Source organism: Beggiatoa alba B18LD, from assembly GCF_000245015.1.
Classification (GTDB): Bacteria; Pseudomonadota; Gammaproteobacteria; order Beggiatoales; family Beggiatoaceae; genus Beggiatoa; species Beggiatoa alba.
Map to the genome: position 1 here is coordinate 3,291,958 of NZ_JH600070.1, position 26,149 is coordinate 3,318,106.

General features: G+C 42.2%; 16 protein-coding genes, 2 tRNA genes and 3 rRNA genes. 4 read left to right on the forward strand and 17 right to left on the reverse strand.

Annotation, left to right across the window (positions count from 1 at the left end; translation table 11 throughout):
- Entirely contained in the window at nt 1–1,143 is a 1,143-nt protein-coding gene (locus tag BEGALDRAFT_RS13460; RefSeq protein ID WP_002690852.1) for a glutathionylspermidine synthase family protein, read from the forward strand.
- A 36-nt stretch (nt 1,144–1,179) separates the two neighbouring features.
- On the forward strand, nt 1,180–1,323 hold the full coding sequence (locus tag BEGALDRAFT_RS18960; RefSeq protein ID WP_081484176.1) for a glutathionylspermidine synthase family protein: 144 nt from the start codon (nt 1,180–1,182) through the stop codon (nt 1,321–1,323).
- Between the two features lie 67 nt (nt 1,324–1,390).
- Here the strand turns inward: BEGALDRAFT_RS18960 and rrf are convergent.
- The 12 genes from rrf to rplU form a co-directional block, all read right to left on the reverse strand.
- A 5S ribosomal RNA gene (rrf, locus tag BEGALDRAFT_RS13465) occupies nt 1,391–1,506 on the reverse strand.
- Nucleotides 1,507–1,584: 78 nt separating this feature from the next.
- Nucleotides 1,585–4,482: ribosomal RNA gene (locus tag BEGALDRAFT_RS13470) — 23S ribosomal RNA — on the reverse strand.
- Between the two features lie 119 nt (nt 4,483–4,601).
- A tRNA-Ala gene (locus BEGALDRAFT_RS13475) sits at nt 4,602–4,677 on the reverse strand.
- A 7-nt stretch (nt 4,678–4,684) separates the two neighbouring features.
- Nucleotides 4,685–4,761 (reverse strand) — tRNA-Ile (locus tag BEGALDRAFT_RS13480).
- Nucleotides 4,762–4,816: 55 nt separating this feature from the next.
- Nucleotides 4,817–6,345 (reverse strand): 16S ribosomal RNA (locus BEGALDRAFT_RS13485).
- Together the 16S, 23S and 5S rRNA genes with 2 tRNA genes alongside form the textbook arrangement of a ribosomal RNA operon.
- Before the next feature lie 639 nt (nt 6,346–6,984).
- A complete protein-coding gene (locus BEGALDRAFT_RS13490; protein WP_002690855.1) occupies nt 6,985–9,330 on the reverse strand; it encodes a DNA internalization-related competence protein ComEC/Rec2 in 2,346 nt (781 codons plus the stop codon).
- 21 nt (nt 9,331–9,351) lie between these two features.
- On the reverse strand, nt 9,352–10,092 hold the full coding sequence (locus tag BEGALDRAFT_RS13495; protein WP_002690857.1) for a hypothetical protein: 741 nt from the start codon (nt 10,090–10,092) through the stop codon (nt 9,352–9,354).
- Between the two features lie 148 nt (nt 10,093–10,240).
- Nucleotides 10,241–10,696 (reverse strand): regulatory protein RecX, encoded by a 456-nt coding sequence (locus BEGALDRAFT_RS13500; RefSeq protein ID WP_002690858.1) that lies wholly within the window; start codon nt 10,694–10,696, stop codon nt 10,241–10,243.
- A 6-nt stretch (nt 10,697–10,702) separates the two neighbouring features.
- Complete coding sequence (gene recA / locus BEGALDRAFT_RS13505; RefSeq protein ID WP_002690864.1) at nt 10,703–11,764, reverse strand: recombinase RecA; 1,062 nt, start codon at nt 11,762–11,764, stop codon at nt 10,703–10,705.
- A 59-nt stretch (nt 11,765–11,823) separates the two neighbouring features.
- Nucleotides 11,824–12,309, reverse strand: coding sequence for a CinA family protein (locus BEGALDRAFT_RS13510; protein WP_002690865.1), 486 nt, complete (start codon nt 12,307–12,309; stop codon nt 11,824–11,826).
- Between the two features lie 141 nt (nt 12,310–12,450).
- The gene (rpmA, locus tag BEGALDRAFT_RS13515; RefSeq protein WP_002690866.1) at nt 12,451–12,717 is read right to left on the reverse strand and encodes a 50S ribosomal protein L27; all 267 of its coding nucleotides are present in this window, start codon (nt 12,715–12,717) and stop codon (nt 12,451–12,453) included.
- A 25-nt stretch (nt 12,718–12,742) separates the two neighbouring features.
- Nucleotides 12,743–13,054: a 50S ribosomal protein L21 gene (gene rplU, locus BEGALDRAFT_RS13520; protein ID WP_002690867.1), complete on the reverse strand. Its 312-nt coding sequence runs from the start codon at nt 13,052–13,054 to the stop codon at nt 12,743–12,745.
- Nucleotides 13,055–13,391: 337 nt separating this feature from the next.
- Here rplU and BEGALDRAFT_RS13525 point away from each other — a divergent pair, with 337 nt between their 5' ends.
- Nucleotides 13,392–14,234, forward strand: a complete 843-nt coding sequence (locus BEGALDRAFT_RS13525) for an OmpA family protein (protein WP_002690868.1) — start codon at nt 13,392–13,394, stop codon at nt 14,232–14,234.
- Nucleotides 14,235–14,301: 67 nt separating this feature from the next.
- Here BEGALDRAFT_RS13525 and gcvPB read toward each other — a convergent pair whose 3' ends face one another.
- The 5 genes from gcvPB to BEGALDRAFT_RS18410 all read right to left on the reverse strand — a co-directional run bounded on the left by gcvPB (nt 14,302) and on the right by BEGALDRAFT_RS18410 (nt 21,440).
- Entirely contained in the window at nt 14,302–15,750 is a 1,449-nt protein-coding gene (gcvPB, locus tag BEGALDRAFT_RS13530) for an aminomethyl-transferring glycine dehydrogenase subunit GcvPB (RefSeq protein ID WP_002690869.1), read from the reverse strand.
- A gap of 137 nt (nt 15,751–15,887) precedes the next feature.
- Nucleotides 15,888–16,610, reverse strand: a complete 723-nt coding sequence (locus BEGALDRAFT_RS13535) for a hypothetical protein (RefSeq protein ID WP_002690870.1) — start codon at nt 16,608–16,610, stop codon at nt 15,888–15,890.
- Between the two features lie 80 nt (nt 16,611–16,690).
- On the reverse strand, nt 16,691–17,677 hold the full coding sequence (pip, locus tag BEGALDRAFT_RS13540; protein WP_002690873.1) for a prolyl aminopeptidase: 987 nt from the start codon (nt 17,675–17,677) through the stop codon (nt 16,691–16,693).
- Between the two features lie 91 nt (nt 17,678–17,768).
- Nucleotides 17,769–20,564: an EAL domain-containing protein gene (locus tag BEGALDRAFT_RS18405; protein WP_002690875.1), complete on the reverse strand. Its 2,796-nt coding sequence runs from the start codon at nt 20,562–20,564 to the stop codon at nt 17,769–17,771.
- The gene (locus BEGALDRAFT_RS18410) at nt 20,565–21,440 is read right to left on the reverse strand and encodes a phosphate/phosphite/phosphonate ABC transporter substrate-binding protein (RefSeq protein WP_157237597.1); all 876 of its coding nucleotides are present in this window, start codon (nt 21,438–21,440) and stop codon (nt 20,565–20,567) included.
- 364 nt (nt 21,441–21,804) lie between these two features.
- Between BEGALDRAFT_RS18410 and BEGALDRAFT_RS13555 the strand changes: the two genes are divergently transcribed.
- The gene (locus BEGALDRAFT_RS13555; protein ID WP_002690879.1) at nt 21,805–26,079 is read left to right on the forward strand and encodes an AAA family ATPase; all 4,275 of its coding nucleotides are present in this window, start codon (nt 21,805–21,807) and stop codon (nt 26,077–26,079) included.
- Nucleotides 26,080–26,149 lie beyond the last annotated feature (70 nt).

Genomic DNA, 26,149 nt, shown 5'->3' on the forward strand with positions numbered 1-26,149 from the left:
ATGCGTAGAGTACCTATTACACCTCGCCCTGATTGGCAAGCACGCTGTGAATCAATAGGTTTTCGTTTTCATACGATTGAATATGCCGAGGGTGCAGATCCAACTTATTGGGATGAACGGGCTTATTATGAATTCAATGCTGCTCAGATTGATACTTTAGAAGATGCTACAAACGAGCTTTATCAACGTTGTCTTGCTGCTGTTGAGTACATTATTAAAAATAATTACTTTCAACCTTTTGGACTGTCAAAAGAATATCAACAGCTTATAAAAACATCGTGGGAAAGACAAGACTTCAGTTTATATGGACGTTTTGATTTAGCATGGGATGGCAGTGATACACCACCTAAACTACTAGAATTTAATGCAGACACACCAACAGCATTATACGAGGCAAGTGTTGTGCAATGGCATTGGCTGAATGAACAATTTCCACAAGCAGATCAATTTAATTCTATTCATGAAAAATTGATAGATGTATGGCAACAGTTTCGTTTTTATCACACAGAACAAGTCTATTTTACAGTAGTACGTGATCATCCTGAAGATGAAGGAACTGTCGACTATTTGCGTGATACAGCCTTACAAGCAGACTTGGATATTCCATTACTATATATAGATGAGATTGGTTGGAATGGTGAATACTTCACGGATTTACAAGAACAAAGGATTCAAGCACTGTTTAAGCTGTATCCGTGGGAATGGTTAATGCGAGAACCGATTAGCCCTTATTTGCTAACAGATACAGTTTTAATGATAGAACCACCTTGGAAAATTTTACTATCCAACAAAGCAATTTTACCGATTTTATGGGAATTAAACCCGAATCACCCAAACCTTTTACCCAGTTATTTTGAACCTTCCCCATTACAAGGCACGTTTATAGAAAAACCAACGCTTTCCCGTGAAGGTAGCAATGTTCGTTTAGTGATTGACGGGAATGTAAAACTTGAAACAACAGGAGATTATGGTACTGAAACCAAGATATATCAGAAGTATAACCCATTGAAAAACTACGAAGGTAACTACCCAGTACTAGGGACATGGATAGTAGGAGATATTGCAAGTGGTTTAGGCGTTCGCGAGGACGTGAGTCCGATAACGAAGAACTCCTCGCGTTTTGTCCCACACCTGTTTAAATAAACTTCATGTCCTTGAAGAGGATATGAGAAAAAATTGATGATTACCAAAAACTACGAAGGTAACTACCCAGTACTAGGGACATGGATAGTAGGAGATATTGCAAGTGGTTTAGGCGTTCGCGAGGACGTGAGTCCGATAACGAAGAACTCCTCGCGTTTTGTCCCACACCTGTTTAAATAAACTTCAACACTGGGAACGCAACCCAAAAAAAAACCCTCTAAGAAAACTTAGAGGGTTGGTATAAGGCTCTTGGCGATAACCTACTTTCACATGGAGAGTATCCACACTATCATCGGCGCAGAACAGTTTCACTACCGAGTTCGGGATGGGGTCGGGTGGTTCCTATTTGCTATGGTCGCCAAGAAAAACGGTTAGGGCATATGCCCCAGAATTCGGAAAATGATGGATGTATATTGCAGTCCCAAAACATTTGGGTGTTATATGGTCAAGCCTCACGGTCAATTAGTACTGGTTAGCTACATGCATTACTGCACTTCCACACCCAGCCTATCAACGTTGTAGTCTTCAACGGACCTTGAGGAGAGTTAAACTCTCGGGAAATCTTATCTTGAAGGAGGCTTCCCGCTTAGATGCCTTCAGCGGTTATCCCGTCCGTACATAGCTACCCAGCAATGCCATTGGCATGACAACTGGAACACCAGAGGTACGTTCACTCCGGTCCTCTCGTACTAGGAGCAACTCATTCTCAAATTTCCAACGCCCACGGTAGATAGGGACCGAACTGTCTCACGACGTTCTAAACCCAGCTCGCGTACCACTTTAAATGGCGAACAGCCATACCCTTGGGACCGACTACAGCCCCAGGATGTGATGAGCCGACATCGAGGTGCCAAACTCCGCCGTCGATGTGAACTCTTGGGCGGAATCAGCCTGTTATCCCCGGAGTACCTTTTATCCGTTGAGCGATGGCCCTTCCATACAGAACCACCGGATCACTATGACCTACTTTCGTACCTGTTCGACGTGTTTGTCTCACAGTTAAGCACCCTTATGCCATTGCACTCTGTGCGCGATTTCCGACCGCGCTGAGGGTACCTTCGTGCTCCTCCGTTACTCTTTTGGAGGAGACCGCCCCAGTCAAACTACCCACCATACATTGTCCCCAATCCAGCTTATGGACTTAGGTTAGAATCCCGAACATATCAGGGTGGTATTTCAAGGATGGCTCCACTAAAACTGGCGTTCTAGCTTCTAAGCCTCCCACCTATCCTACACAAACAGGTTCAAGATTCAGTGTAAAGCTATAGTAAAGGTTCACGGGGTCTTTCCGTCTAGCCGCGGGTATACTGCATCTTCACAGCAATTTCAATTTCACTGAGTCTCGGGTGGAGACAGTGTGGCTGTCGTTACGCCATTCGTGCAGGTCGGAACTTACCCGACAAGGAATTTCGCTACCTTAGGACCGTTATAGTTACGGCCGCCGTTTACCGGGGCTTCGATCAAGAGCTTCGCTTTCGCTAACCCCATCAATTAACCTTCCGGCACCGGGCAGGCGTCACACCCTATACGTCCACTTTCGTGTTTGCAGAGTGCTGTGTTTTTAATAAACAGTCGCAACCACCTGACCACTGCGACCTTTTTCTGCTCCATGCGCGGGCACTTCACATAATAAAGGTACACCTTCTCCCGAAGTTACGGTGCTATTTTGCCTAGTTCCTTCACCCGAGTTCTCTCAAGCGCCTTAGAATTCTCATCTCGTCTACCTGTGTCGGATTACGGTACGGTTTCTCTTTATCTGAAGCTTAGAGGATTTTCTTGGAAGCTTGGCATCAACCACTTCGTCTTCATAGAAGACTCGTCATCAGCTCTCGGTATTAAACAAACGGATTTGCCTATCTGTTCTACCTACGACCTTAAACAAGTACTACCAATCACTTGCTGGTTTAGCCTTCTCCGTCCCCCCATCGCAATAAAGCGAAGTACAGGAATATTAACCTGTTTCCCATCGACTACGCATTTCTGCCTCGCCTTAGGGGCCGACTCACCCTGCGCCGATTAACGTTGCGCGAGGAAACCTTAGACTTTCGGCGTGGGAGTTTTTCACTCCCATTATCGTTACTCATGTCAGCATTCGCACTTCTGATACCTCCAGCATCCTTCTCAAGACACCTTCGCAGGCTTACAGAACGCTCCTCTACCACTTGCCTTTCGGCAAATCCGCAGCTTCGGTATATAGCTTGAGCCCCGTTACATCTTCCGCGCAGGACGACTCGACCAGTGAGCTATTACGCTTTCTTTAAATGATGGCTGCTTCTAAGCCAACATCCTGGCTGTCTGTGCCTTCCCACATCGTTTTCCACTGAGCTATATTTTGGGACCTTAGCTGGCGGTCTGGGTTGTTTCCCTCTTCACGACGGACGTTAGCACCCGCCGTGTGTCTCCCATGCTTGCACTTCTCGGTATTCGAAGTTTGCAACGGGTTGGTAAGTCTAGACGACCCCCTAGCCGTAACAGTGCTCTACCCCCGAGAGTGATACTTGAGGCGCTACCTAAATAGCTTTCGAGGAGAACCAGCTATCTCTGAGTTTGATTAGCCTTTCACCCCTATCCACAACTCATCTCCGTCTTTTTCAACAGACGTGAGTTCGGGCCTCCAGTAGGAATTACCCCACCTTCACCCTGGTCATGGATAGATCACTCAGTTTCGGGTCTATTCCCAGCGACTTAACGCCCTATTAAGACTCGGTTTCCCTATGCCTGCCCTACTCGGTTAGGCTTGCCACTGAAAATAACTCGCTGACCCATTATACAAAAGGTACGCAGTCACATGACTAAATCATGCTCCCACTGCTTGTATGCACACGGTTTCAGATTCTATTTCACTCCCCTATCAGGGGTTCTTTTCACCTTTCCCTCACGGTACTTGTTCACTATCGGTCGATAACGAGTATTTAGCCTTGGAGGATGGTCCCCCCATCTTCAGACAGGATTTCTCGTGTCCCGCCCTACTTATCGTAACCTTAGTTCCACATGCTTATTTTTGTATACGGGACTATCACCCTCTATCGCTGGACTTTCCAGACCATTCTACTAATAAGCTTGCTATAAGTTACAGGCTGTTCCGCTTTCGCTCGCCACTACTGACGGAATCTCGGTTGATTTCTTTTCCTATAGGTACTTAGATGTTTCAGTTCCCTACGTTCGCTTCTTTACCCTATGTATTCAGATAAAGATACTGCCTAAGCAGTGGGTTCCCCCATTCGGATATCTACGGGTCAATGTCTGTTTGCCGACTCTCCGTAGCTTTTCGCAGGCTACCACGTCCTTCATCGCCTGTTATCGCCAAGGCATTCACCGTGTGCACTTAATCACTTGACCATATAACCCCAAATCTTCTGGGGTCATTGCTGACATGCAATATACACCTTTACATCATTTTCCATTTTGTTAAAGAACTTAATACTTAATGCTAAATCTTTCCATTTAGCATTAAGTACTGGTGGAGCTAAGCGGGATCGAACCGCTGACCTCCTGCGTGCAAAGCAGGCGCTCTCCCAGCTGAGCTATAGCCCCTTCATCTTGGTGGGTCTGGGTGGACTCGAACCACCGACCTCACCCTTATCAGGGGTGCGCTCTAACCACCTGAGCTACAGACCCAGTGTCTTTCAAATCAAGTAATTTGTGTGGATACTTGCCTTCTCGTCACTTCTTTAAAGGAGGTGATCCAGCCGCAGGTTCCCCTACGGCTACCTTGTTACGACTTCACCCCAGTCATGAACCATACCGTGGTAAGCGCCCCCCTTTCGGTTAGACTACCTACTTCTGGTACAGCCCACTCCCATGGTGTGACGGGCGGTGTGTACAAGGCCCGGGAACGTATTCACCGTAGCAGTGCTGATCTACGATTACTAGCGATTCCGACTTCATGGAGTCGAGTTGCAGACTTCAATCCGGACTACGATAGGTTTTCTGGGATTGGCTCCACCTCGCGGCTTGGCAACCCTTTGTACCTACCATTGTAGCACGTGTGTAGCCCTGGTCATAAAGGCCATGATGACTTGACGTCATCCCCACCTTCCTCCGATTTGTCATCGGCAGTCTCCTTAGAGTTCCCGACTTTACGCTGGCAACTAAGGATAGGGGTTGCGCTCGTTGCGGGACTTAACCCAACATCTCACGACACGAGCTGACGACAGCCATGCAGCACCTGTCTCTAAGCTCCCGAAGGCACTCCCATATTTCTACAGGATTCTTAGGATGTCAAGACCAGGTAAGGTTCTTCGCGTTGCATCGAATTAAACCACATGCTCCACCGCTTGTGCGGGCCCCCGTCAATTCATTTGAGTTTTAATCTTGCGACCGTACTCCCCAGGCGGAGAACTTAGTGCGTTAGCTGCGATACTAAGAGACAGTCTCTCCCAACATCTAGTTCTCATCGTTTAGGGCGTGGACTACCAGGGTATCTAATCCTGTTTGCTCCCCACGCTTTCGTGCCTCAGTGTCAGTGTTAATCCAGGTAGTCGCCTTCGCCACTGATGTTCCTCCACATATCTACGCATTTCACCGCTACACGTGGAATTCCACTACCCTCTATTACACTCTAGTCAACCAGTATCAAATGCTGTTCCTAAGTTAAGCTCAGGGATTTCACATCTGACTTAATTAACCACCTACGCACGCTTTACGCCCAGTAATTCCGATTAACGCTTGCACCCTCTGTATTACCGCGGCTGCTGGCACAGAGTTAGCCGGTGCTTATTCCGTTGGTAACGTCAATTTCACATGGTATTAGCATGTGCTTTTTCTTCCCAACCTAAAGTGCTTTACAACCCGCAGGCCTTCTTCACACACGCGGCATTGCTGGATCAGGGTTGCCCCCATTGTCCAATATTCCCCACTGCTGCCTCCCGCAGGAGTCTGGGCCGTGTCTCAGTCCCAGTGTGGCTGGTCGTCCTCTCAGACCAGCTACGGATCGTAGCCTTGGTAGGCTTTTACCCTACCAACTAGCTAATCCGACATGGGCTCATCTGTTAGCGTAAGGCCCGAAGGTCCCCTACTTTCCCCCTTAGGGATTATGCGGTATTAGCCTAAGTTTCCCTAGGTTGTCCCCCACTATCAGGCAGATTCCCATGTATTACTCACCCGTCCGCCACTCGTCGGCTTAACCCGTTACCGTTCGACTTGCATGTGTTAAGCATGCCGCCAGCGTTCAATCTGAGCCATGATCAAACTCTTCAGTTTAAACTCATGTTCATTCGCAAGCTTGCTCTTTTGACAGAGTTCTTGCCTAAAATACTTCGTTTGACGAGTTTTTTGGCAAGTACCCACACAAATTACTTGATTCTACTTTTAAAGAGCTTTATCATTAAGACTATCGCGCCTTAACTGATTTGTCATATTGATTCGCTATCATGTTTACAACTTAACGTCGTTTACTGCAGCGTTTCAAGAGAGACAACATTATATACTGCTTTTTTATTCTGTCAAGCTTTTTGTTTAACTTTTTTATCAGCTTCAAACTTTCGTTTGATACGGGTTAAACAATCCTGCTTAACTTAAGAGAGCGCATATTCTACATCTTTATTCGCCCTTGTCAACTACTTTTTTAATCTCGTTGACTTTACTTATTCGCCTTCGGCTACTGCCGTTAGCAAGTCGCTCATTATATATCACACAAACAACTTGTCAATCCTTTTTTTCCATCCGCTTTAACTTTCTCGGTCTCGCTTCGTCTTCTTACTCCGCTTAACCTCTTCACTTTCTAATTCTAACTAACTTCTGTGCTTCGGAAAGACGCGCATTCTATACATCATCGTGATTCGTGTCAAATTATTTTTGAGTTTTTATGTGCCAATTTTTGATTGAGTCCCTATCTGTTTGTTAGTAATGCCAATAGCGTTTTTGTTCTTCTTTATTTTTAAGCGGTAATAACTCGCCTGTTTGATTCAAACGAAATTGAATCGCACCATCAGTGGCTGTATTTAACATCATAACGCCATGGGTTTGGTAACGTATTAAAACTTCAGTATGTGGAAATTTATAAGTATTTCTATAGCCTGTGGAGAATACAACGTATTGTGGGTTTACTTTCTCTACAAAGCTAGGGGTTGATGATGTTTTACTACCATGATGTGGTGCTAATAAAATATCGGCTTTTAAGGCTTCAGCATTTGTTCGTAACAGGTTATTTTCGGCTAGTTTTTCAATGTCACTCGTTAGTAAAATACTCTGTTGCGGCGTACTAATCTTTAGGACGCAACTCATGTTATTTTCTTGGCTATAAAAACCTTGGGCAGGATGTAATATCTGAAAGTGGACATCATCATATATCCACTGTTGCCCAGCTTGACAACGTTGTGCTTGTGGATATTTTTTAACGATTTTATCTGTACTTATCAGTTGTTTTACCGTGATTTGTTTCAATACTTCATTTAACCCGCCACTATGATCACTGTCTCCATGACTCACAATTAAGGTATCTAGGTTTTTAATATCTTGTGCAATAAGAAAAGGGACAACAACAATTTTTCCTGTATTGAATCCTGTATAGGATTGCATTCCTGTGTCATATAACACAGTATGAGTTGCTGTTTGTATAAAAACGGCAAGACCTTGCCCTACATCTAATATTGTTATCCAAGTTTCTCCTTGCATCGGACGTTGAATTGGCATAAAAAATAATGGGAGTAACCATATTCCACCTATCCATCTAGCAGAAAATCCTTTTGGTAACAATAAAATCATAACGCCAATTAATGCAGTTAAAACCGTCCAGAAAGGCGGGACGCTGGTGTGAACACTACTCCATGATAAAGATGCGAGATATTCCATTAAGAGCCATACATGTCCTAATACATATAAGCAGAGTTGGAATAGTAAATAACTCAGTGTTGGGAAAATATCTGACAATAGCATTGCAAACAGGTTTAAAGGCACAAGAAAAAAGCTAAAGATAGGAATAGCAATGGTATTGGCTAAAAGGCTACTGAGTGAAAAGTAACCAAAAAAATAGAGTGTAACAGGGATTAATCCTAATGTTACCGCAAGTTGCACATAACCATATTGGTGAATAATCCGCAATATTTTATGTGTTGGAACATGCCGTCCTTGTATTGCTAATAAAATACAAGCAACTGCACCGAATGAAAGCCAAAAACCGTTGCTTAAGACAGCGGTAGGATCATAAATCAGTACGGCTAACAACGCTAAACTAAATGCACTCCCCGTTGATAATTGTCTCAACCCCAATAAAGCGATTGCAAACACGCTAATCATGACTAATGAGCGTTGGGTGGGAATAGAAAAACCTGCAAGCAGGGAATAGGAGAAAGCCACAAATAAACTAACCATTGCAGCAGGCAACATTGTGGGCAAGTGTAAAATTTTACCTGAGCAAACAAATCCATAACGGTGACAGACAAAACCGTACCAGTAAATCATAAACCCTAAACATTGACGACTTAACCAAAAACTTAATCCTGCTAATAACCCAATATGCAACCCTGAAATTGCCACAAGATGTGCAATACCCGTTTGACGAAAGACATTCCATTGTTCAGGGCTAATCCACTGTTGTTCCCCAACAGAGAGCGCAATCAAAATTCCACTAAAAGGATGATGCTCAGTCATTACCTGAATTTGTTTTGCAAAATACTCTCGCAAAACATTAATCTGCCAACGACTTGCTTCTTTTAATAATTGTTGTTTACCTTTTGGACGTATTGAACCCGTCGCTTGAATACCCTGTTGATACAAAGTTTGACTGTAGTCACTCGTAAATGGATTACTAAAACCACGTGCACGTTGTAACTTAATGGTAAATAGCCATTGTTGTCCTGTCCGTAACTCTGCCGAACTTTTATACCAACTTAGGCGTATATGACCAACATTACTAATAACCTGTTTATCTTTAGTAATAAGACGAGTGGGTGCGAAATCAAATTGCCAGCCATTCCCTTTGCGATTAGGTAAATCAATAATATACCCTTCAGCAAGCACTTCTTGTCCTTCTAATACTAAAGGTAATGCCTGCGCAAAAAACAATTGGGCTCTGAACACCACCCAACAAACTCCTAATGTAAACCAACAAATAAATCGTAAACGAGGAGTATAAAAACTGAGGATAAGTAACGGAATAATGAACCAAACAACAGAAAAGGTGGGTAATGTTGGAAGATTTTGACTAAGTAACACACCTAAAAAAAAGGCGACAGTTGCTAAACGCATAATATCGCCTCTATAAAAATATTATTGAGTGAGAGGTACTAACCTATCCCCAAAAGGTGTGCGGACTACACGCATACCTGGTGGGACATCTTCATCTTTAATTTCTTGACGTTGGAAATTCTTGTAAATCTCCTGACGCTTTTTTATTTCAGCTTCACGCTTTGCCGCCTCCTCAGGTGTTAACTCACGAGGACCAAACTGTACAGGTTGTAAAGGTCCTGGTGGAACAGCACCAGGGGGTAAATTTGGTACTTGCCCTGTGGGTTGAGCAACAACGGGTTGTGGTGGTGCTGGCGGGGGTAAGGCATTTTGACGCACTAATGCCAATTTAGCCGATTTACCGTTATCAACACACTGCACCCCTTTTTGTGCATTAGAAGCACGACAAGGAGACTCTGATGGATACTCTAATTTTATCTCACGCGAATTAATATCTAATAAAAAATATCCCTGATAGCCATCAATAGGTGTTCTCGCTCCTTTAAGGCGTTGAACAAACTGCTTTCCCTCTTTTGTTTGTAAAATAACCGCTTTTTTATTACCAATACGGCTAGTCCCCACTAAGGCAAAATCAACTTGTGGCGGGGGCGGGGCTGGTGGTGCGACTGGCTGAGGCGGTGGCGTTGGTGCTTGAACAACTGGTGTTTGAGTTTGTGCGGGTGGTGGCGTTTTTTCTTTACCACGTTGCGCATCAAACAAATCAAAACCATGAGCAGTTAGCGGAAATATAAGAAAAAACAAAAAACTATAACGGATAGACATAGCAGATAGAATGAGAAGATAATCGTGAAACTGATGAATGAGAAAAATAATAATACTGTGACAATCTAAGTAAATCAGCAACTATATTGCAGTATAGAACAGTAACGACCACAGTTAAATTTTAATTTTTCTTAACAAAAAATACACATCATTCAAGATTGTCTAATGCGCCGCGAATTTGTTCATGGCTAAAGCCACGATATTGTAAAAATCGCATCTGCTTTGCGCGTTCTGGTAGTGTGGCTGGTTGCTTTTTTCCAAAACGCTTCATACGAACTTGCTTGGCTAAATTAAACCAATCAACATCCTGTAATAACTCACAAGCCATGATAGTTTGCTGTTGAACGCCACGCATTTTAAGGGCTTGCTGAATATGCAACCAGCCATAGCCCTTATTAATGCGCGAACGAATAAAACTTTCACAAAAACGTGAATCACTCAACAAATCTTGTGCTTGTAATTCGTTTACAACTTGCTCAACCAATGCGTAGAGATAGCCTCGTAACAATAATTTATGTTGTAGCTCAACGACGGAGTGTTCACGTCGTGACAAAATATCCAAGGCGTTATTTTTAACTTGTTGATAAGTTGCAGCGTCGAGCATAGGTAATTATACGTCTAAATCATCATCGACTGATTCGTTAACATCATCAGCATCTTTTGCGGTATTCATCGCAGCAGGCAAAACAAGCACTTTATCCCGTACTTGCTTTTCAATTTGCTGTGCAATCTCAACACGTTCCCGTAAATAATTACGGACATTTTCCTTACCTTGCCCGATACGATCACCATTGTAGCTATACCACGCGCCTGCTTTGTCTAAAACGCCCAACTTCGCGCCTAAATCAATGATTTCACTTTCACGGGAAATTCCTTCACCATATAAAATATCAAAAGTGACTTCTTTAAATGGAGGAGCAACCTTATTTTTAACAACCTTTACTTTCGTTTCACTCCCAATAATATCCTCGCCCCGTTTAATCGCCCCAATTCGCCGAATATCTAAACGCACAGAAGCGTAAAATTTCAGTGCATTACCGCCAGTTGTTGTTTCAGGATTACCAAACATAACACCAATTTTCATACGAATTTGGTTAATGAAAATCACCATCGTATTAAATCGCTTGATATTTGCGGTCAATTTACGCAAGGCTTGAGACATCAAACGGGCTTGTAAACCCATATGAGAATCACCCATTTCGCCTTCAATTTCAGCTTTAGGCGTTAAGGCGGCAACAGAGTCAATGACAATTAAATCGACTGCGCCTGAACGGACTAACATATCGGTAATTTCTAACGCTTCTTCCCCATTATTAGGCTGTGATAATAATAACTCACTGACATTAACCCCTATTTTTTCTGCATATGCTCTATCTAAAGCATGTTCTGCATCAATAAATGCGGCGGTGCCACCTTTTTTCTGAATTTCTGCGGCAACTTGTAAGGTTAACGTGGTTTTACCTGAAGATTCAGGGCCATAAATTTCTATAATACGCCCCATCGGTAAACCGCCAACACCTAAAGCTAAGTCCAACCCTAATGAGCCTGTAGAAACGGTTTCAACATCCATCACCGCGCCGACATCTCCCAAGCGCATGACAGACCCCTTACCAAATTGCTTTTCAATTTGTCCTAATGTGGTACTCAATGCTTTGCGTTTATTGTCGTCCATAGCCATCTTCTCATGTTCAAATAGATATGTTTATTTTTACAGTATAACACAAAAAACATTTAAGCCAACTCTGTTATTAATGTTGATAAAGCAGTCATGACCGTTTGCTCACGAACAGATTCCCTATCCCCATTGAATAAAAAACACTTTGCATAAATTTTTTGAGGCAATGCCCATGCAATCCATACCGTTCCAACGGGTTTTGTGCGACTTCCCCCTGTTGGCCCTGCAATGCCACTGACCGCAATCGCAACTTCTGCATGACTATGTTTCAATGCGCCCGATGCCATTGCTAAAACGGTTTGTTCGCTCACCGCCCCTTGCTCGGTCAAAATTTGAGCGGGAACGTCTAACAACTCTTGTTTTGCTTCGTTGGAATACGTGACAAAGCCCCGTTCGAACCAATCTGAACTGCCTGCAATAGCCGTCATGACTTGAGCAATCCAGCCACCAGTACAAGATTCAGCAGTAACGAGACGATAATGATGGCGCAATAATTGTTGGCTTAATTGATGCGCGAGGGAATGAAGGTTATCGTGTGGCATACGAATGAAGGTATCATAAAAAATGGTTTATTTTACGCTTCATTGTAACGTGAATGCAGAGAGAAAAAACAGAAAGACCATAAATAAAAAAACCCCATTGACGGGGTTCTTTTACGGAAAAAGGCGAGACAAACAGGCTAATTATGCTTGTTCACTAGGAACGATACTCACATAGTGACGTTGAAAAGCCCCTTTTACTTCAAATTTAACTTTGCCATCTACTTTGGCAAATAAAGTATGGTCTTTACCCATACCTACGTTAACGCCTGCATAAAACTTTGTACCGCGTTGACGGACTAAAATATTGCCCGCGCTTACGACTTGGTCACCAAAACGTTTTACGCCAAGTCGCTTCGACTCGGAATCACGACCGTTGCGGCTACTACCGCCAGCTTTCTTATGCGCCATCTGCGATTACCTCTGACTAATGTTATTACGCCACAATACCTGTGATTTTCACTTCGGTATAATACTGGCGATGCCCCATTTGTTTGCGATAGTGTTTACGACGACGCATTTTCATAATTTTGATTTTGTCGCCACGCCCTTGTGTTTGTACCGTTGCGGTCACTTTACTACCCACAACAACAGGGGTTCCAATAGTAATATTGTCGCCATTAGCCAGCAATAGAACTTCACTGAATTCTACAGCTGTGCCTTCCTCAGCGGCAAGTTTTTCTACTTTTAATACATCACCTTCAGCAACTTTGTATTGCTTGCCGCCGGTCTTAATTACAGCGTACATAAATTCGTTCTCCGTCTCGCTAATTCACTGATTAGACTAAGGGACTATAGGAAAGTGCGGAATTATACGGAATCGTTGCAAAAAAGACAAGCCTATTTTGAGATGACAACAGGTTATTTATTTTTCGACAGCCAAAAACGCAAGTTGTGAAGTAAAAAAGCGTTAAATTTAACGTAATTATTTAAAAATAATAAAAACTAACGCATTGGCGTGTTTTGTGCAGTCTCTCTAAATCAACCATCTTACTGATTGTATTCTGTAATTTTATAGGGTTACAACGTACTTAATACGTGAAACCGCTTGAATACGCTAACTTGATTTATTGAGGACATCGAAAATGATAACGAATGCTTTTGTAAAAATACTGCTCATCATGCTACTGCTACAAGGTTGTTCAACCTTATCCGTTCCTGAAGAAGGTACAAAACAGCAGGCTACGTTGAAAAACTTACAAACGAAGTTAGATGAGGTCAAAGCAGATGATTTTGGTATTTTCATGACAGAATTACATCGCGCTGAAAATCAATTAGATAAAGCGCAAGGTATCTATGATGATGCAGTTGCGGGTAAATCAGTGAATCTCGGAGAGGGGCAAGCTGCCGCTGTACAGGCAGTTGTGCATAGGACAAATGCTGAAGATGCCTTTGGACGGTTTTTAGAGCCGATTAATAAAAACTTAGATGAGAATAATCAGGATATTGAAGCGCAAGAAGCCCGTTTAGCTTGGTTAGAAACTTTACATATAAAGCCAGATACAATTATCCCTGATAAAAGTATTTATTTTGACTTTGGTAACAGTAATTTACGAGCCAATGAACGGGCAAAACTAAAAGAGGCGGTTAATTTCTTAAGAGAACATCCTATGTTTGCCATTAAATTAACAGGTTATGCGGATACTGTTGGCACTAAAGAGCATAATAAAAAGTTAGCTGCTCGTCGTAATGCGACAGTATTGGACGCATTACGTCGTCAGGGTTTACCTGCTAATACAACCGTTATGGTTGCGGTAGGAGAAACAAAAGGACGTGATGAAACCAAAAATCCTGAAAGTCGTCGTGTTGATGTCAGGATATATATTCATGGTCGTTATGTTAAAAACACTGACAAACCGACAGAAGAAGTAGAAGAAATAAATGCCGATGAAATGGCTGATGCAACATCCGCGACAGGAGATGAATAATCCACTTTATCCCCCCAATTCTAAGGGGGGATAATCATGCTCACGATTATTCATTAATTTTAATGAGTTATTCTGATGCTTTCCACGCAACGTCTAGCATTTTAACTGCACGAACATCATCTAAACGACGAACAGGTAAGCGATAAGGCGCACCTTTTAAGAAAGCGGCATCCGTCGTTGCTTCCTGTAAAATTTCCGTCATCGCCGTGACAAAATCGTCTAAGGTTTCTTTTGCTTCTGTTTCTGTTGGTTCAATGAGCAAACATTCAGGCACTAATAATGGAAAATAGGTTGTTGGCGCATGAAATCCTTTATCTAGCAAGCGTTTTGCGAAGTCCATTGCAGTCACATTTAATTCTTTCGCTTGTTTTTTCAAGGTAATAATAAACTCATGACTTGCCCGTCGAGGCGCGAAAGCGACTTCAAATCCTGCTTGTGCTAGCTTAGCCATTAAATAATTTGCGTTAAGTGTGGAAAAAGTGGCAACCCGCGCCATACCAACGCTACCCAATAAACGCGCATAAATATAGGCTCGTAATAAAATCCCTGCATTTCCTACGCTTGCCATCATGCGTCCTATGGTTTGTGGGCAGTCTTTTTCTGTCAACCAACGATAGGTTTTTCCATCATAATCAACCATTGGAATAGGTAAAAAAGGTTTTAAGCGTTCACTCACGCCAACAGGACCAGAACCAGGACCACCGCCACCGTGTGGCGTAGAAAAGGTTTTATGTAGGTTAATGTGAATGACATCGAATCCCATATCACCTGGGCGAACTTTTCCTAAAATGGCATTTAAATTCGCGCCATCGTAATACAGTAAGCCACCCACTTGATGCACACATTCTGCAATTGCTGTAATTTGTCGTTCAAATACGCCAACAGTAGAAGGATTTGTCAACATAATCCCTGCTGTTTGTGAACCAACGGATTGGCGCAGTGCATCAATATCCACATCCCCATTTGCCAGTGTTGGGATTTCTCGCACTTTATAACCACACATGACCGCCGAGGCGGGATTAGTCCCGTGTGCCGCATCAGGCACTAAAATTTCTGTCCGTGCTGTATCGCCACGGGCATCATGATAAGCCTTAATCATGGCAACGCCTGCAAATTCGCCATTTGCGCCTGCGGCAGGAGCTAAAGAGACCGCTTTCATGCCTGTGACTGCTTTTAAAATTTCTTGTAATTCGTATAAACACGCCATAAAGCCTTGGCTGTGACTATCAGGTGCAGCGGGATGACGAGCTAAAAAATTGGGTAACATCGCTAAGGTGTTGCACACACGTGGATTATATTTCATGGTGCAAGAGCCTAACGGGTAAAAATGGGTATCGATAGAAAAGTTCTTTTTCGATAAATTGGTGTAATGACGAACAACTTGTAATTCAGATACTTCAGGTAATGCGACGCGCTTTTTACGTAGAAATTGTGTAGGAATATCGGCATTAGCGCGTTGCGCTGGATATTGGCTAGGGGTGGAACGTCCATGACTACTGTGTTCAAAAATAAGCATTAGCAATGTATCCCTGAAGAGAAAATGAAAATAAAAGCCCAATCATTTAGATATATGATGCAGATTTTCATCATTGATATGCTATATCTTCAATGCTTGGGCAAGGTTTAGACTGTTTTAGGTTTACCCGTTATTTATTATTGCTTAGGAGCGGTGTTGGTATTACCTGCTTGTTCAGTTGGAGCATCTCCCTCGTCTTGTTGTTTAATAAGACGAGTTTGAATATCACGGAAACGTAGTAAATATTCATCATATTGCTTATTCACTGTTACTTTTTCTTGTTGTTTTTCCCGCAAGGTTTTTTGACTGTCCGCAATACGGCGTTCAACACTTTCTAAGTTTTGGCGAGCGCGGTCTTTCTCTATTTGTTTCACGTTGGGATTTTTTTCTGCATCAGCAAGGTTTTTTTGTAAATCTGCTAAGTTCTTTTGCAAGCTGCTAATATAAGAGTTAATCGACTCTTCTACAGAATCAATGGATTTTAACCGTGCTTCGCGTTGTACTTGAATATCCTCTTCTCGCGCAAATTGCAGTAATAAGGTGCGATCATCTTCTGCTTGTTTTTGACGACGCAAAGCCTCTTCCTCTTTTTGTTGTGCCGCATATTTAATGGCATCGATTTCAGCCTTTGTTTTTGCTCGCTCTACATCACCAACTCGTTGTCCTTTATCATTATATCGAGCAAAGCCTTGTTGCGAATATTGAGGTGGAACACTGTCACCGCATTCAGTCACACCATCTTCTGTTGTCCAGCACTTGATTTGTTTTCCACCGACACCCGCCGCAAACAATTGTGGGGACAGTGCCAGTAATAAAACGGTTGGAAATACATAGTGCGTTAATATTTTGTTTTCCTTCATTATCGTTATCCTTTCAGGGTTCATGTTATTGAGTGGCTCTAAGCCTGTTTATTAGATTGATAACACAATAGCGCGTGATGTTATCCCTTGATGGGCGAAACGTGAGTTAATTCCCACTGACAACGCGCAAAGCGATCAGTTGCTTCTAGCAAGGCTGATTGAATACCTAATTCTGTCATAGAATGACCTGCATTTGATACTACAATAAATTCAGCTTCTTGCCATGCCAGATGTAAGTCCCATGCAGTTATCATCGGACAAACCATGTCATAACGTCCTTGTACAATGACACAAGGTAAGTGGCGGATTTTGTTTACATTGTGTAATAATTGGTCTTCTGTGGTCAAGAAGCCTTTATTCAAGAAATAATGATTTTCTATTCGCGCAAACGCATCCGCAAAATTATCTTCAACAAAGCGTTTAATCAGTGAGGTATCCTGATGCAACTTACTGGTGGTTGCTTCCCAAACACTCCATGCTTTTGCGGCATGTGTCCGTACTTGTGGGTTAGCACTGGTTAAGCGTTTGTGATAGGCAAAAATCATATCATGCCGTTCTTCTACAGGAATCGGGGCAATAAATTTTTCCCATGCGTCAGGAAAAATATAGTGAGCACCACCTGCTTGATAAAACCAGTCTAGTTCTTTTTTTCGGAGCATAAAAATGCCACGGAGAATAAGCCCTGTGCAACGGGCTGGATGTGTTTGACTATAAGCCAGTGCCAAACTACTGCCCCAACTGCCCCCAAATACGGTCCAGCGTTCTATTCCTAAATGTTCGCGCAAGCGTTCAATATCGGCAACTAAATCCCATGTTGTATTTTCTTCTAATGATGCATGTGGGGTACTTTTTCCGCTACCGCGTTGGTCAAATAACACAACCCGCCAACGGCTAGGGTCAAAAAAACGTCGATATAACGGCTCAATTCCGCCGCCTGGTCCCCCATGTAAAAAAACGATAGGAATACCTTGCGGGTTTCCCACTTGTTCATAATACAAAGTATGTATATTTGAAACCGTTAAGCGACCTGTTTGATAAGGTTCTATTGGGGGGTATAAATCGCGCATATGATTTTCAATTTTAAAATAATGAAACGAAACAGAAAATGAATGAGTAACTATCCATGGATGCAATGATAGCTGTGTTTATAGCGGTCTGTTATGGATAATTTTTTGTGGACATTAAGGTTTTTTGAGGTTCACACAATAAATATGAGTCTTGCAATAATTGCACAAACTCATCTGCGGGAACGGCTTTACTAAATAAATACCCTTGTCCTTCATCACAATCATGTTGTTGTAAAAAAGCCAATTGCGCTTGGTTTTCTATGCCTTCGGCAATAACGCTTAAATTTAAATTATGGGCAAGATTAATAATGGTTTGCACAATCGCTGTGTCATCTGTATCGTCTGGAATATCTCGAATAAAAGAGCGGTCTATCTTTAACGTATCTAAAGGTAAGCGTTTTAAATAACTTAAAGAAGAATATCCTGTTCCAAAATCGTCAATAGATAAACGTACACCCAGTTGTTTAATGGCATTTAAATTTTCCATCACCGATTCTGTGTTTTGCATCACAAAGCCTTCTGTAATTTCTAATTCTAAATAAACAGGGTCAATTTGTGTCTGTTTTAAACAGCGTTTTAAAACGACTAATAAACTATCGTGATTAATAAAGTTGGATAAATTCACTGCAATACTCACATGATAGCCCTGTTCAACTTGCCAGCGTTGCATTTGTTGGCAAGCTTGGAATAAGACCCAGCGGTCGATACTATTAATTAACCCTGTTTCAATCGCTAATGGAATAAAAATTTCTGGAGAAATAAAGCCTTGTTGTGGATGCTCCCAACGGAGTAACGCCTCTGCCCCAATAATGCGACCCGTCATTAAATCTACTTTAGGCTGATAATAAAGTTGTAATTTCTCTTGTTCGATGGCATGACGCAATTCATTTTCTAAAGAAAACCGCCGTTCAATCTCGGTGGTTAATTGACTGGTATAGAAGCAATATTGATTATTGCCTAAGCTTTTAGCACGATACATAGCAACATCAGCATATTTTACTAATGCTTGCGCGTCTGTCCCATCGCAGGGATAAATGCTAATGCCTACACTGCCTGTCACCACAATTTCATGCGGATTTATCAAAATGACTTGTTGAATTGCATGAAGTAATCGCTGTGCAATGGCAATGGTTTGTTTATGAATATCTGGCGTGCCTGTAATTAATAAAATGAACTCATCCCCTCCTAAACGCGCTAATGTATCTTGTGGACGTAAACACGCTTTTAATCGACGTGATACAGTTTGCAAAACTTGATCACCCACAAGATGCCCCAGCGTATCGTTCACATTTTTAAATCGATCTAAGTCTAAAAATAAAATTGCTACTTCTTCTCTTGTTTGCTGCGCATAACTTAACGCTTGTTCTAAGCGAAGATTAAAAAATAAACGGTTGGGTAAATCTGTTAATAAATCATGATGGGCAAGATGTTCTAGTTGACGCTCTGCATTTTTAATCGTGCTAATATCAGAAAAGACAGCAATATAGTGAATAATTTCATTATATTCGTTTCTAACAACGCTAATACTTTCCCAACTTGGATAAATTTGCCCGTTTTTATGTTTATTCCAAATTTCTCCTTGCCAACGTCCCGTTGTATTTAATGCGTGCCATAATTGTGCATAAAATTCGTTATCTTGTTGACCAGAATATAAAATATGTGGTGTTTGTCCAATGAGTTCGTCAGATTGATAACCCGTAATATCACAACAGGCTTTATTAATAGACGTAATTCGCCGTTGTGCATCGGTGATAATGATGCCTTCATTCGTGTTATCAAAAACGATTTTTGCCTGATGTACCTGTTCTAATAACTGTTTATTTTCGGAAATATCCCAAACAATCCCTAATACATTCAAGGAATTTCTAGCTTTATCACGTTCTACCATGCCGATATTACGTAACCATAACCACTCGCCTTGCCCATTCAAAACCCGATAATCAAACATAAAGGTATCTTCAGCAATATGCCCTAGCGAAATATCGCGCAATTGCTGACGCTCATCGGCATGTACCCGATGTAATAAAAAGCCTTTCTTTAAACATTGCTCAGGCGCAAATCCTAATAGTTTTTCTACAAAAGGACTGATATATGTCACCCGCTTTGTAGCAGGATTAACTTCCCAAACAACGCCACGAATTCCCATTAATAACGTATTTAACCGATTACTTTCCCGTAATAAACTGCTCCGTTCTACATTAAGGGCGGATTGTGTCTCCTCTAAATGTTGTGCTAAGGCATTAAACGCACGGGCTAAATCCGTTATTTCATTTTCTCCTTGTAAATTAATACGATGTTTAAATTCGCCTTTTTGCAAAGCGTGTGCACCCATTTCTAAACGCTGTAAGCGTCGGACTAATAACATGCCAATAAATACCGTCACGCTCACCGATAATAATAATTCTAATAAGGCAATCACCGTATTTTGTAAGCGCGTGCGTGCGGTTAATTCTTCAATGGCAACAATGGAATAGCCTATGCGTACCGTACCCAACATTTGCCCCGCTAACACCACACTTTTTTCAACATCAAACACCCCATCTTGTCGGGCATCTTGATAACTTTTATCTAATGTTGGCATTTGAGCAGGTGGTTTACCAATTTTTGCCATTACTTGCTCTTGCCAATTTAAGACAACGACATACACCAAATTACTGGAAGATTTGACCAGTTGTAACACGTCCTGCAAGGTTTCACGGTCTTGATATGCTAATCCTGTCGCTAAGGCATACGCCAATAAGTCTGTTTCGCGGTGAATGGATTGTTCTAACAATGCTGAATGACTGGAGTTAATCAAGCGGACACTGTTCCAAACCAACAGGCTTAACATCACAATTTCAATAATAACAACCCCTAAAATGAGGCGAGTTGATAATTTTAAGTACATTTAAGGACTCGGCGTGGACATTAATTCCAATTCTTGTAAGCGATCAGCATAGGGGCGCATCGCTTGAAAGTCAGCATTTTCACTGACTTTGAACCCCGTATATTTCATGGTTTTTAACACAGTTAATCCCTGAGGATTTTTATCTATTTCTAAAAATGCCGTTGTTAGCTGTTGTTGTAACAAGGGCGGAAGTTCTGTTGAGATTAAAACACCCAACGAACTAAAAGAATCTCGACAAGCTAAACGGCGATAGTCTGTTGTTGACACGGTTGTTAATACATTGCTGGAAACCACCGCCGCAAAGATTTGTTGCCCTGTTAAAGCCTCATAAGCAGCGTTATGCGTTAAGAAGCTCATATACTGTGGCGTTTTTTCTCCAATTAAGCCTGCATCGCGGAACATTTCTCGCCCGACCATCGTCACCATCGCTGTTTCTGGCGGTATTGCAATAGACTTTCCTGATAAATCACTTAACTCTTGTATGGCACTATTCGGCTTGACTACGATGCAAGTTGCAATATTGTCTAAGCTTTTTGCAACCACATGGTAATACGTTGTATCTATAGCTAAAGGGACAAAATGAGGGGCTGTGACTAATAGGTCATAACGGCGTTGTGAAATTCGGCTTAAATGCGCTGAGAAATTTGGCGAGGTTTCTAAAAACATTGACATTTGAATTTGTTGGCTTAAATAGTCTCGTAACGGCGCGAAACGGGTAAAAATCGCAACAGGTGTCATAAAGGGGAGTATCCCAAACACAAGAGGGCGTGCAGTGGTTACTTGTCTTTGTTTATCCCGTTCTGCTCCCCATGTCATGAATGAACAACTCATGATGAAGCAAGCGAATAGCAATACAAAACCGTGCTTTTGCGACACGCTATCCCCCTTTCTTATTGATTCATATGTGATGGATATATGATGGATATTAGCCCGTCATTATACAGATTCTATTATCAGACTTATCTTAAACTGTAGCCCAAATCCCCTGAAAAACCTGAAGAGATAAGGATATTGCTATTCACTGATGCACTGCATGACTTTTCTCAATCACCTAAATAGATATTTTCTAACAATGACAATTTATTTCATCGCTAACAATTTCAGTCATGGAATAAATTTTGCGTTTTAAACCAAGCAGTTTTTTATTCATTACACGAGCAAATCTAAGACAAAAAAGGCTTTCTTGTCTTTCATGATGGGTTAAAATTAATAAAAGCCCTTGAGAATTTTTGATGTATCTATGTCATCGTCAACCCCTTTGCAAACGCTAATCAGTTATACGCCGACCTTGGTTCAACGCCATTATGCAATGCAACCTGATTGGCAACCTTCGCCCCATGCAGAACAGTTACAAACTGCTGCACTATTTGTCGATATTTATGGTTTAACCCCAATTGCAGAACAGCTATTAGAACAAGGGAACACAGGCTCTGATATTCTCACGCAATTGTTAAATGGTTACATTGGGCAAATCATAGACATTATCAGCGAACATGGAGGCGAGGTTTTAAAATTTTCAGGCGATGCATTGCTGGTGCTTTGGCCTGTTGGGGTAACAGGTAAAGATTTAACCGTTGTTACCCGTCGAGCTGCCCTATGCGCATTAGCATTGCAAACATGGCAACAACATAACCCCCCAACAATTTTGCCTTATGCACCTGAAAACACCCCTTTTTCCGTAGTGAGACATGCGTCTTTAACAGGGATTGCCTTACGCATTTTATTAGAAGCAGGGGATATTTGGGCGGCAACTGTCGGCGGAGTTGAAGGACAATGGGAGTTTTTTATCGCGGGAGAATCATTATTACGCTTAAGCGCAGGACAACGCCACGCACAGCCCGCAGAAGTCACCATTTCGCCAACGGCATGGCAGTATTTACAACGTCATGCCAAAGGAGAACTATTAGAAAATCATTATATTCGCCTACAAAGCCTAATCCGTCCATTAAAGCCACGCCATACGCCAGAAATTACACTACCTCCTGAGACCGCAATTTATTTACGGCGTTATATTTCCCCGATTATTCTGGCACGGTTAGACAAGGGTAAAACCCAATGGTTTGCAGAGCTACAACAAGTCAGCGTGTTATTTCTCAATATTGAAGGCTTGGACTATCACAACGCCTCTGTGCTGACACAAATTCAAGATGCTTTATACGAATTACAACAAATCGTTTTACGCTTTACAGGGCAAGTCATTCAATTTCTTGTAAATGACTACGGAACACGCTTTATTGCCGCTTGGGGTGTGCCTTTAGACAATAGCATTGTGCCGACACATCAAGTTGAAGAAAATGCCTTTTATGCCCTACAAGCAGCGCAAGCGGTTCGCTTGATGCTACATGAACAACAACTACGTGGCAGTATCGGCATTAGTACAGGGCAAGTATTTTGTAGTAATCGGGGAAATACAACCCGTTGCTACTTTGATTTAATTGGCATGACCATGCAACGCGCAGCCTATTTAATGCAATCTGCACACGACACCGTTTTCTGTGACAGTGCTAGCTATCGCGCAGCGCAAGCCTTTATCGACTTTGAACCACTGCCCGCACTCCACCTGCCTGCCAGTCAAATTGCTGTTCCTGTTTATCGTCCCCTCGCTTATAAAAAAGCCTCACCACGTCGCCCTTTTCATGCACAAATGTTCGGCAGACGACAAGAACGGCAATTTTTACTGCGTCAGTTACAAGCGTTTCAACAAGGGGAAAATGGCAATGTGATTCTAATCGAAGCTGAGGATGGACTAGGAAAAACCTTATTATGCGAAGATTTTCTACAACATGCGGATAACTCATCCGTTATCTGCTTATATGGCAGTGCCTCAATCACTGAAAATACTAAACAAATTGTGAACAACCCTTATAGTATTTGGCGACACCTGTTTAATGCGTTACTCAATTATGAAATGGCAGGCGTGCGTGCTTATGGACAACCCGCTGAACCGCCCGACGTATCTGCTGAATTTAAAATGGCAATGATACTCAGCCGTTTACAATCTAAACCTGCCTTACTCTCTCGCCTTCCCTTACTAAATACCATCTTCGCGCTAAACCTGCCTGATAATAAACTAACAACCCAAATGCAAGGCAATGTCCGCGAAGAAAATACACACGCCTTACTCTGTGCATTATTAAAAGATTTTTGTCGACGCAGTAAACACCGTTATTTATTCCTGATAGATGATATACACCTGCTGGATTCAGCCTCTTACGCCCTGCTCTATCAAATCAGTCGCCATGTACAACCTTTACTGCTCATCCTGACATCACGCCCTATCGTCATCAATCCCAAAACACAACACACCCCCAACCAGCCTAATTATGCCCAAGCCTTAAGCCAATACAGTGGCACGCGCCATTTACGCTTAAAACCCCTAGTTGCACAAGAAACCCATGTTTTAGCTTGCCAACGTCTAGGCGTAACCCGCTTACCTGTAGAATTAGGCTACTGGCTACAAGAAAAAAGCAACGGTAATCCCTTATGTATTGAAGAGCTTGCCTATACCTTACTAGCAAGCCAAGCCGTGCGTAGCTTAGACGGCATGTGTCATCTCAGCCCAAGTTTACAACAAGAACTACAAACCCATTTAAATACAAGCGTTACCGTTGAAGAAATGATTATGCAACGTATCGCTCAACTACCGCCTGAATACGTGCTCACACTCAAAACAGCCAGCGCGATGGGGCAAACCTTTAACTTCAGCACGCTACACGGTATTTACCCTGCCGTGATTGAAAAAGCAGAATTAACCAAACAGCTAAATTATTTACAAAAACAATTTTTTATTGCCCAATACGACTATCGCCGTTACCGTGCCGATAAAAACAGCTACTACTTATTTAAACACGCCCTTGTTCAACAAGTTGCCTACCAACAATTAGACCCTGCACAACGGATTAAAATTCACCACGCCTTAGCAACATGGTATGAAACGCTACACGCCGACAACTTAAGCGTTTACTATCCTTTACTCGCGCATCATTGGGCACAAGCCAACGTCCTAGAAAAAGCCCTATTTTATCTTGAAAAAGCAGGAGAATACGCATTACGCTACTACGCAAACCATGAAGCCATTCAATTTTTTCAACAAGCATTAAACCTTGCAGAACAACAAACGCTATTTAGTAATCAAACACAACGCGCCAAATGGGCGTTACAGATTGGAGAAGCCTACTTTAATTTAGGCGAATTTAATCAAAGCCGTCCTTTTTTCAGTAAAGCCCTAAAACTCCTTAAAGAACCTTTAGCTACGACCCGTTTAGGACTTGGGCTAAGTCTCTGCCATCAAATTGGCGTACAACTCTGGCATTTATTATTTCCTAATCAACTCAGCACACTCAGCATCACAGAAGGAGAACGCCTGCTACAAACCGCACACATTTATGAACACCTAAGCCATATCGCATGGGCAGAACAAGATGTCCTACGTGGTTTACAAGCCGAATTAAAAACCCTCAATCTTGCCGAAAAAGCACAACAACCTTCAAATTTATTAGCCCACAGTTATGCAAGCCTTTGTCTTGTCGTCGGGAGTTTCAAATTTAACCGCCTTGCTGAACGCTACAGTAAACGCGCTATCCAATACCATGCACCACCTAATGCCCGTATTTTACTACTGCTCAGTCTCCACGACTTACGCCATGGACGCTGGCAAGTCAGCCAAGCACAAGCCTTACAAGCCCAACTCCTTGCAGAACGTATTGGCGATAATCGACAACAAATAGAAAGTTTAAATCAATTATTCTGGATTCATTACTGCCAAGCAGATTGGCAAGAAGCCATCAAAAAAGCCCGCAACACTTATGCACTGGCACAACAACAAAATGATATACAAACAAGCGTTTGGGGATTATGCGGACAAGCCTTAGGCTATCTACGTTTAGGCGAATTAAATAATGCAGTGGACTGTTTAAAATCCGTACAAGCCCTACCCAGTGAAGAAATGAAATTAGTAGAAGCAACATGGGTTTGTGGCTTATTAGGCTTAGTGTACAACCAACAAGGGTTTAATCAAAAAGCCATCCAAATGGCAACTAAAACCGCGCATTTAATCGCCAAAGCCCCACCCAGCCATATAGAAACCTTTGAAAGCTACGCCTGTGTTGCACAATTATATTTGCAACAATGGGAAAACACGCCAAATTTATCAGCGAAAGAATATGATGCGTTTAACGAACTTTCAAAACGGGCTTGCCAAACATTAAAACGTTACGCGCAAGTTTTCCCCATAGCAAAACCGCGCGCATTACTCTGGCTAGGACTTTATGCATGGTTAAGCAGTAAACCCAATCTAGCGCGTGCCTATTGGAAACAAGCCTTAGACAGTGCACAACGGCTAAATGCACCTTATGACATAGCCTTAACCCATTATGAAATAGCTCGCCATTTAGCAATCACTCATACACAACGTGATTACCATTTACGAGAAGCACAACAAGGCTTTACCCAACTACAAGCAACTTATGATTTAGCACAAGTCAAAAAATTAGGACATCAAGAAGATACGCAATAATCCAAATTCTGCGAGTTTTTGTTAAAAAGACAACAGGTTGTCTGATAAATCCTGATGAAAAATAAGCAGG

Bases quoted from the DNA above. Each gene is read 5' to 3' on its own strand.
- BEGALDRAFT_RS13460 (WP_002690852.1), top strand. From the start codon at position 1: ATGCGTAGAGTACCTATTACACCTCGCCCTGATTGGCAAGCACGCTGT.
- BEGALDRAFT_RS18960 (WP_081484176.1), top strand. From the start codon at position 1,180: ATGATTACCAAAAACTACGAAGGTAACTACCCAGTACTAGGGACATGG.
- BEGALDRAFT_RS13490 (WP_002690855.1), bottom strand. From the start codon at position 9,330: ATGCGTTTAGCAACTGTCGCCTTTTTTTTAGGTGTGTTACTTAGTCAA.
- BEGALDRAFT_RS13495 (WP_002690857.1), bottom strand. From the start codon at position 10,092: ATGTCTATCCGTTATAGTTTTTTGTTTTTTCTTATATTTCCGCTAACT.
- BEGALDRAFT_RS13500 (WP_002690858.1), bottom strand. From the start codon at position 10,696: ATGCTCGACGCTGCAACTTATCAACAAGTTAAAAATAACGCCTTGGAT.
- recA (WP_002690864.1), bottom strand. From the start codon at position 11,764: ATGGACGACAATAAACGCAAAGCATTGAGTACCACATTAGGACAAATT.
- BEGALDRAFT_RS13510 (WP_002690865.1), bottom strand. From the start codon at position 12,309: ATGCCACACGATAACCTTCATTCCCTCGCGCATCAATTAAGCCAACAA.
- rpmA (WP_002690866.1), bottom strand. From the start codon at position 12,717: ATGGCGCATAAGAAAGCTGGCGGTAGTAGCCGCAACGGTCGTGATTCC.
- rplU (WP_002690867.1), bottom strand. From the start codon at position 13,054: ATGTACGCTGTAATTAAGACCGGCGGCAAGCAATACAAAGTTGCTGAA.
- BEGALDRAFT_RS13525 (WP_002690868.1), top strand. From the start codon at position 13,392: ATGATAACGAATGCTTTTGTAAAAATACTGCTCATCATGCTACTGCTA.
- gcvPB (WP_002690869.1), bottom strand. From the start codon at position 15,750: ATGCTTATTTTTGAACACAGTAGTCATGGACGTTCCACCCCTAGCCAA.
- BEGALDRAFT_RS13535 (WP_002690870.1), bottom strand. From the start codon at position 16,610: ATGAAGGAAAACAAAATATTAACGCACTATGTATTTCCAACCGTTTTA.
- pip (WP_002690873.1), bottom strand. From the start codon at position 17,677: ATGCGCGATTTATACCCCCCAATAGAACCTTATCAAACAGGTCGCTTA.
- BEGALDRAFT_RS18405 (WP_002690875.1), bottom strand. From the start codon at position 20,564: ATGTACTTAAAATTATCAACTCGCCTCATTTTAGGGGTTGTTATTATT.
- BEGALDRAFT_RS13555 (WP_002690879.1), top strand. From the start codon at position 21,805: ATGTCATCGTCAACCCCTTTGCAAACGCTAATCAGTTATACGCCGACC.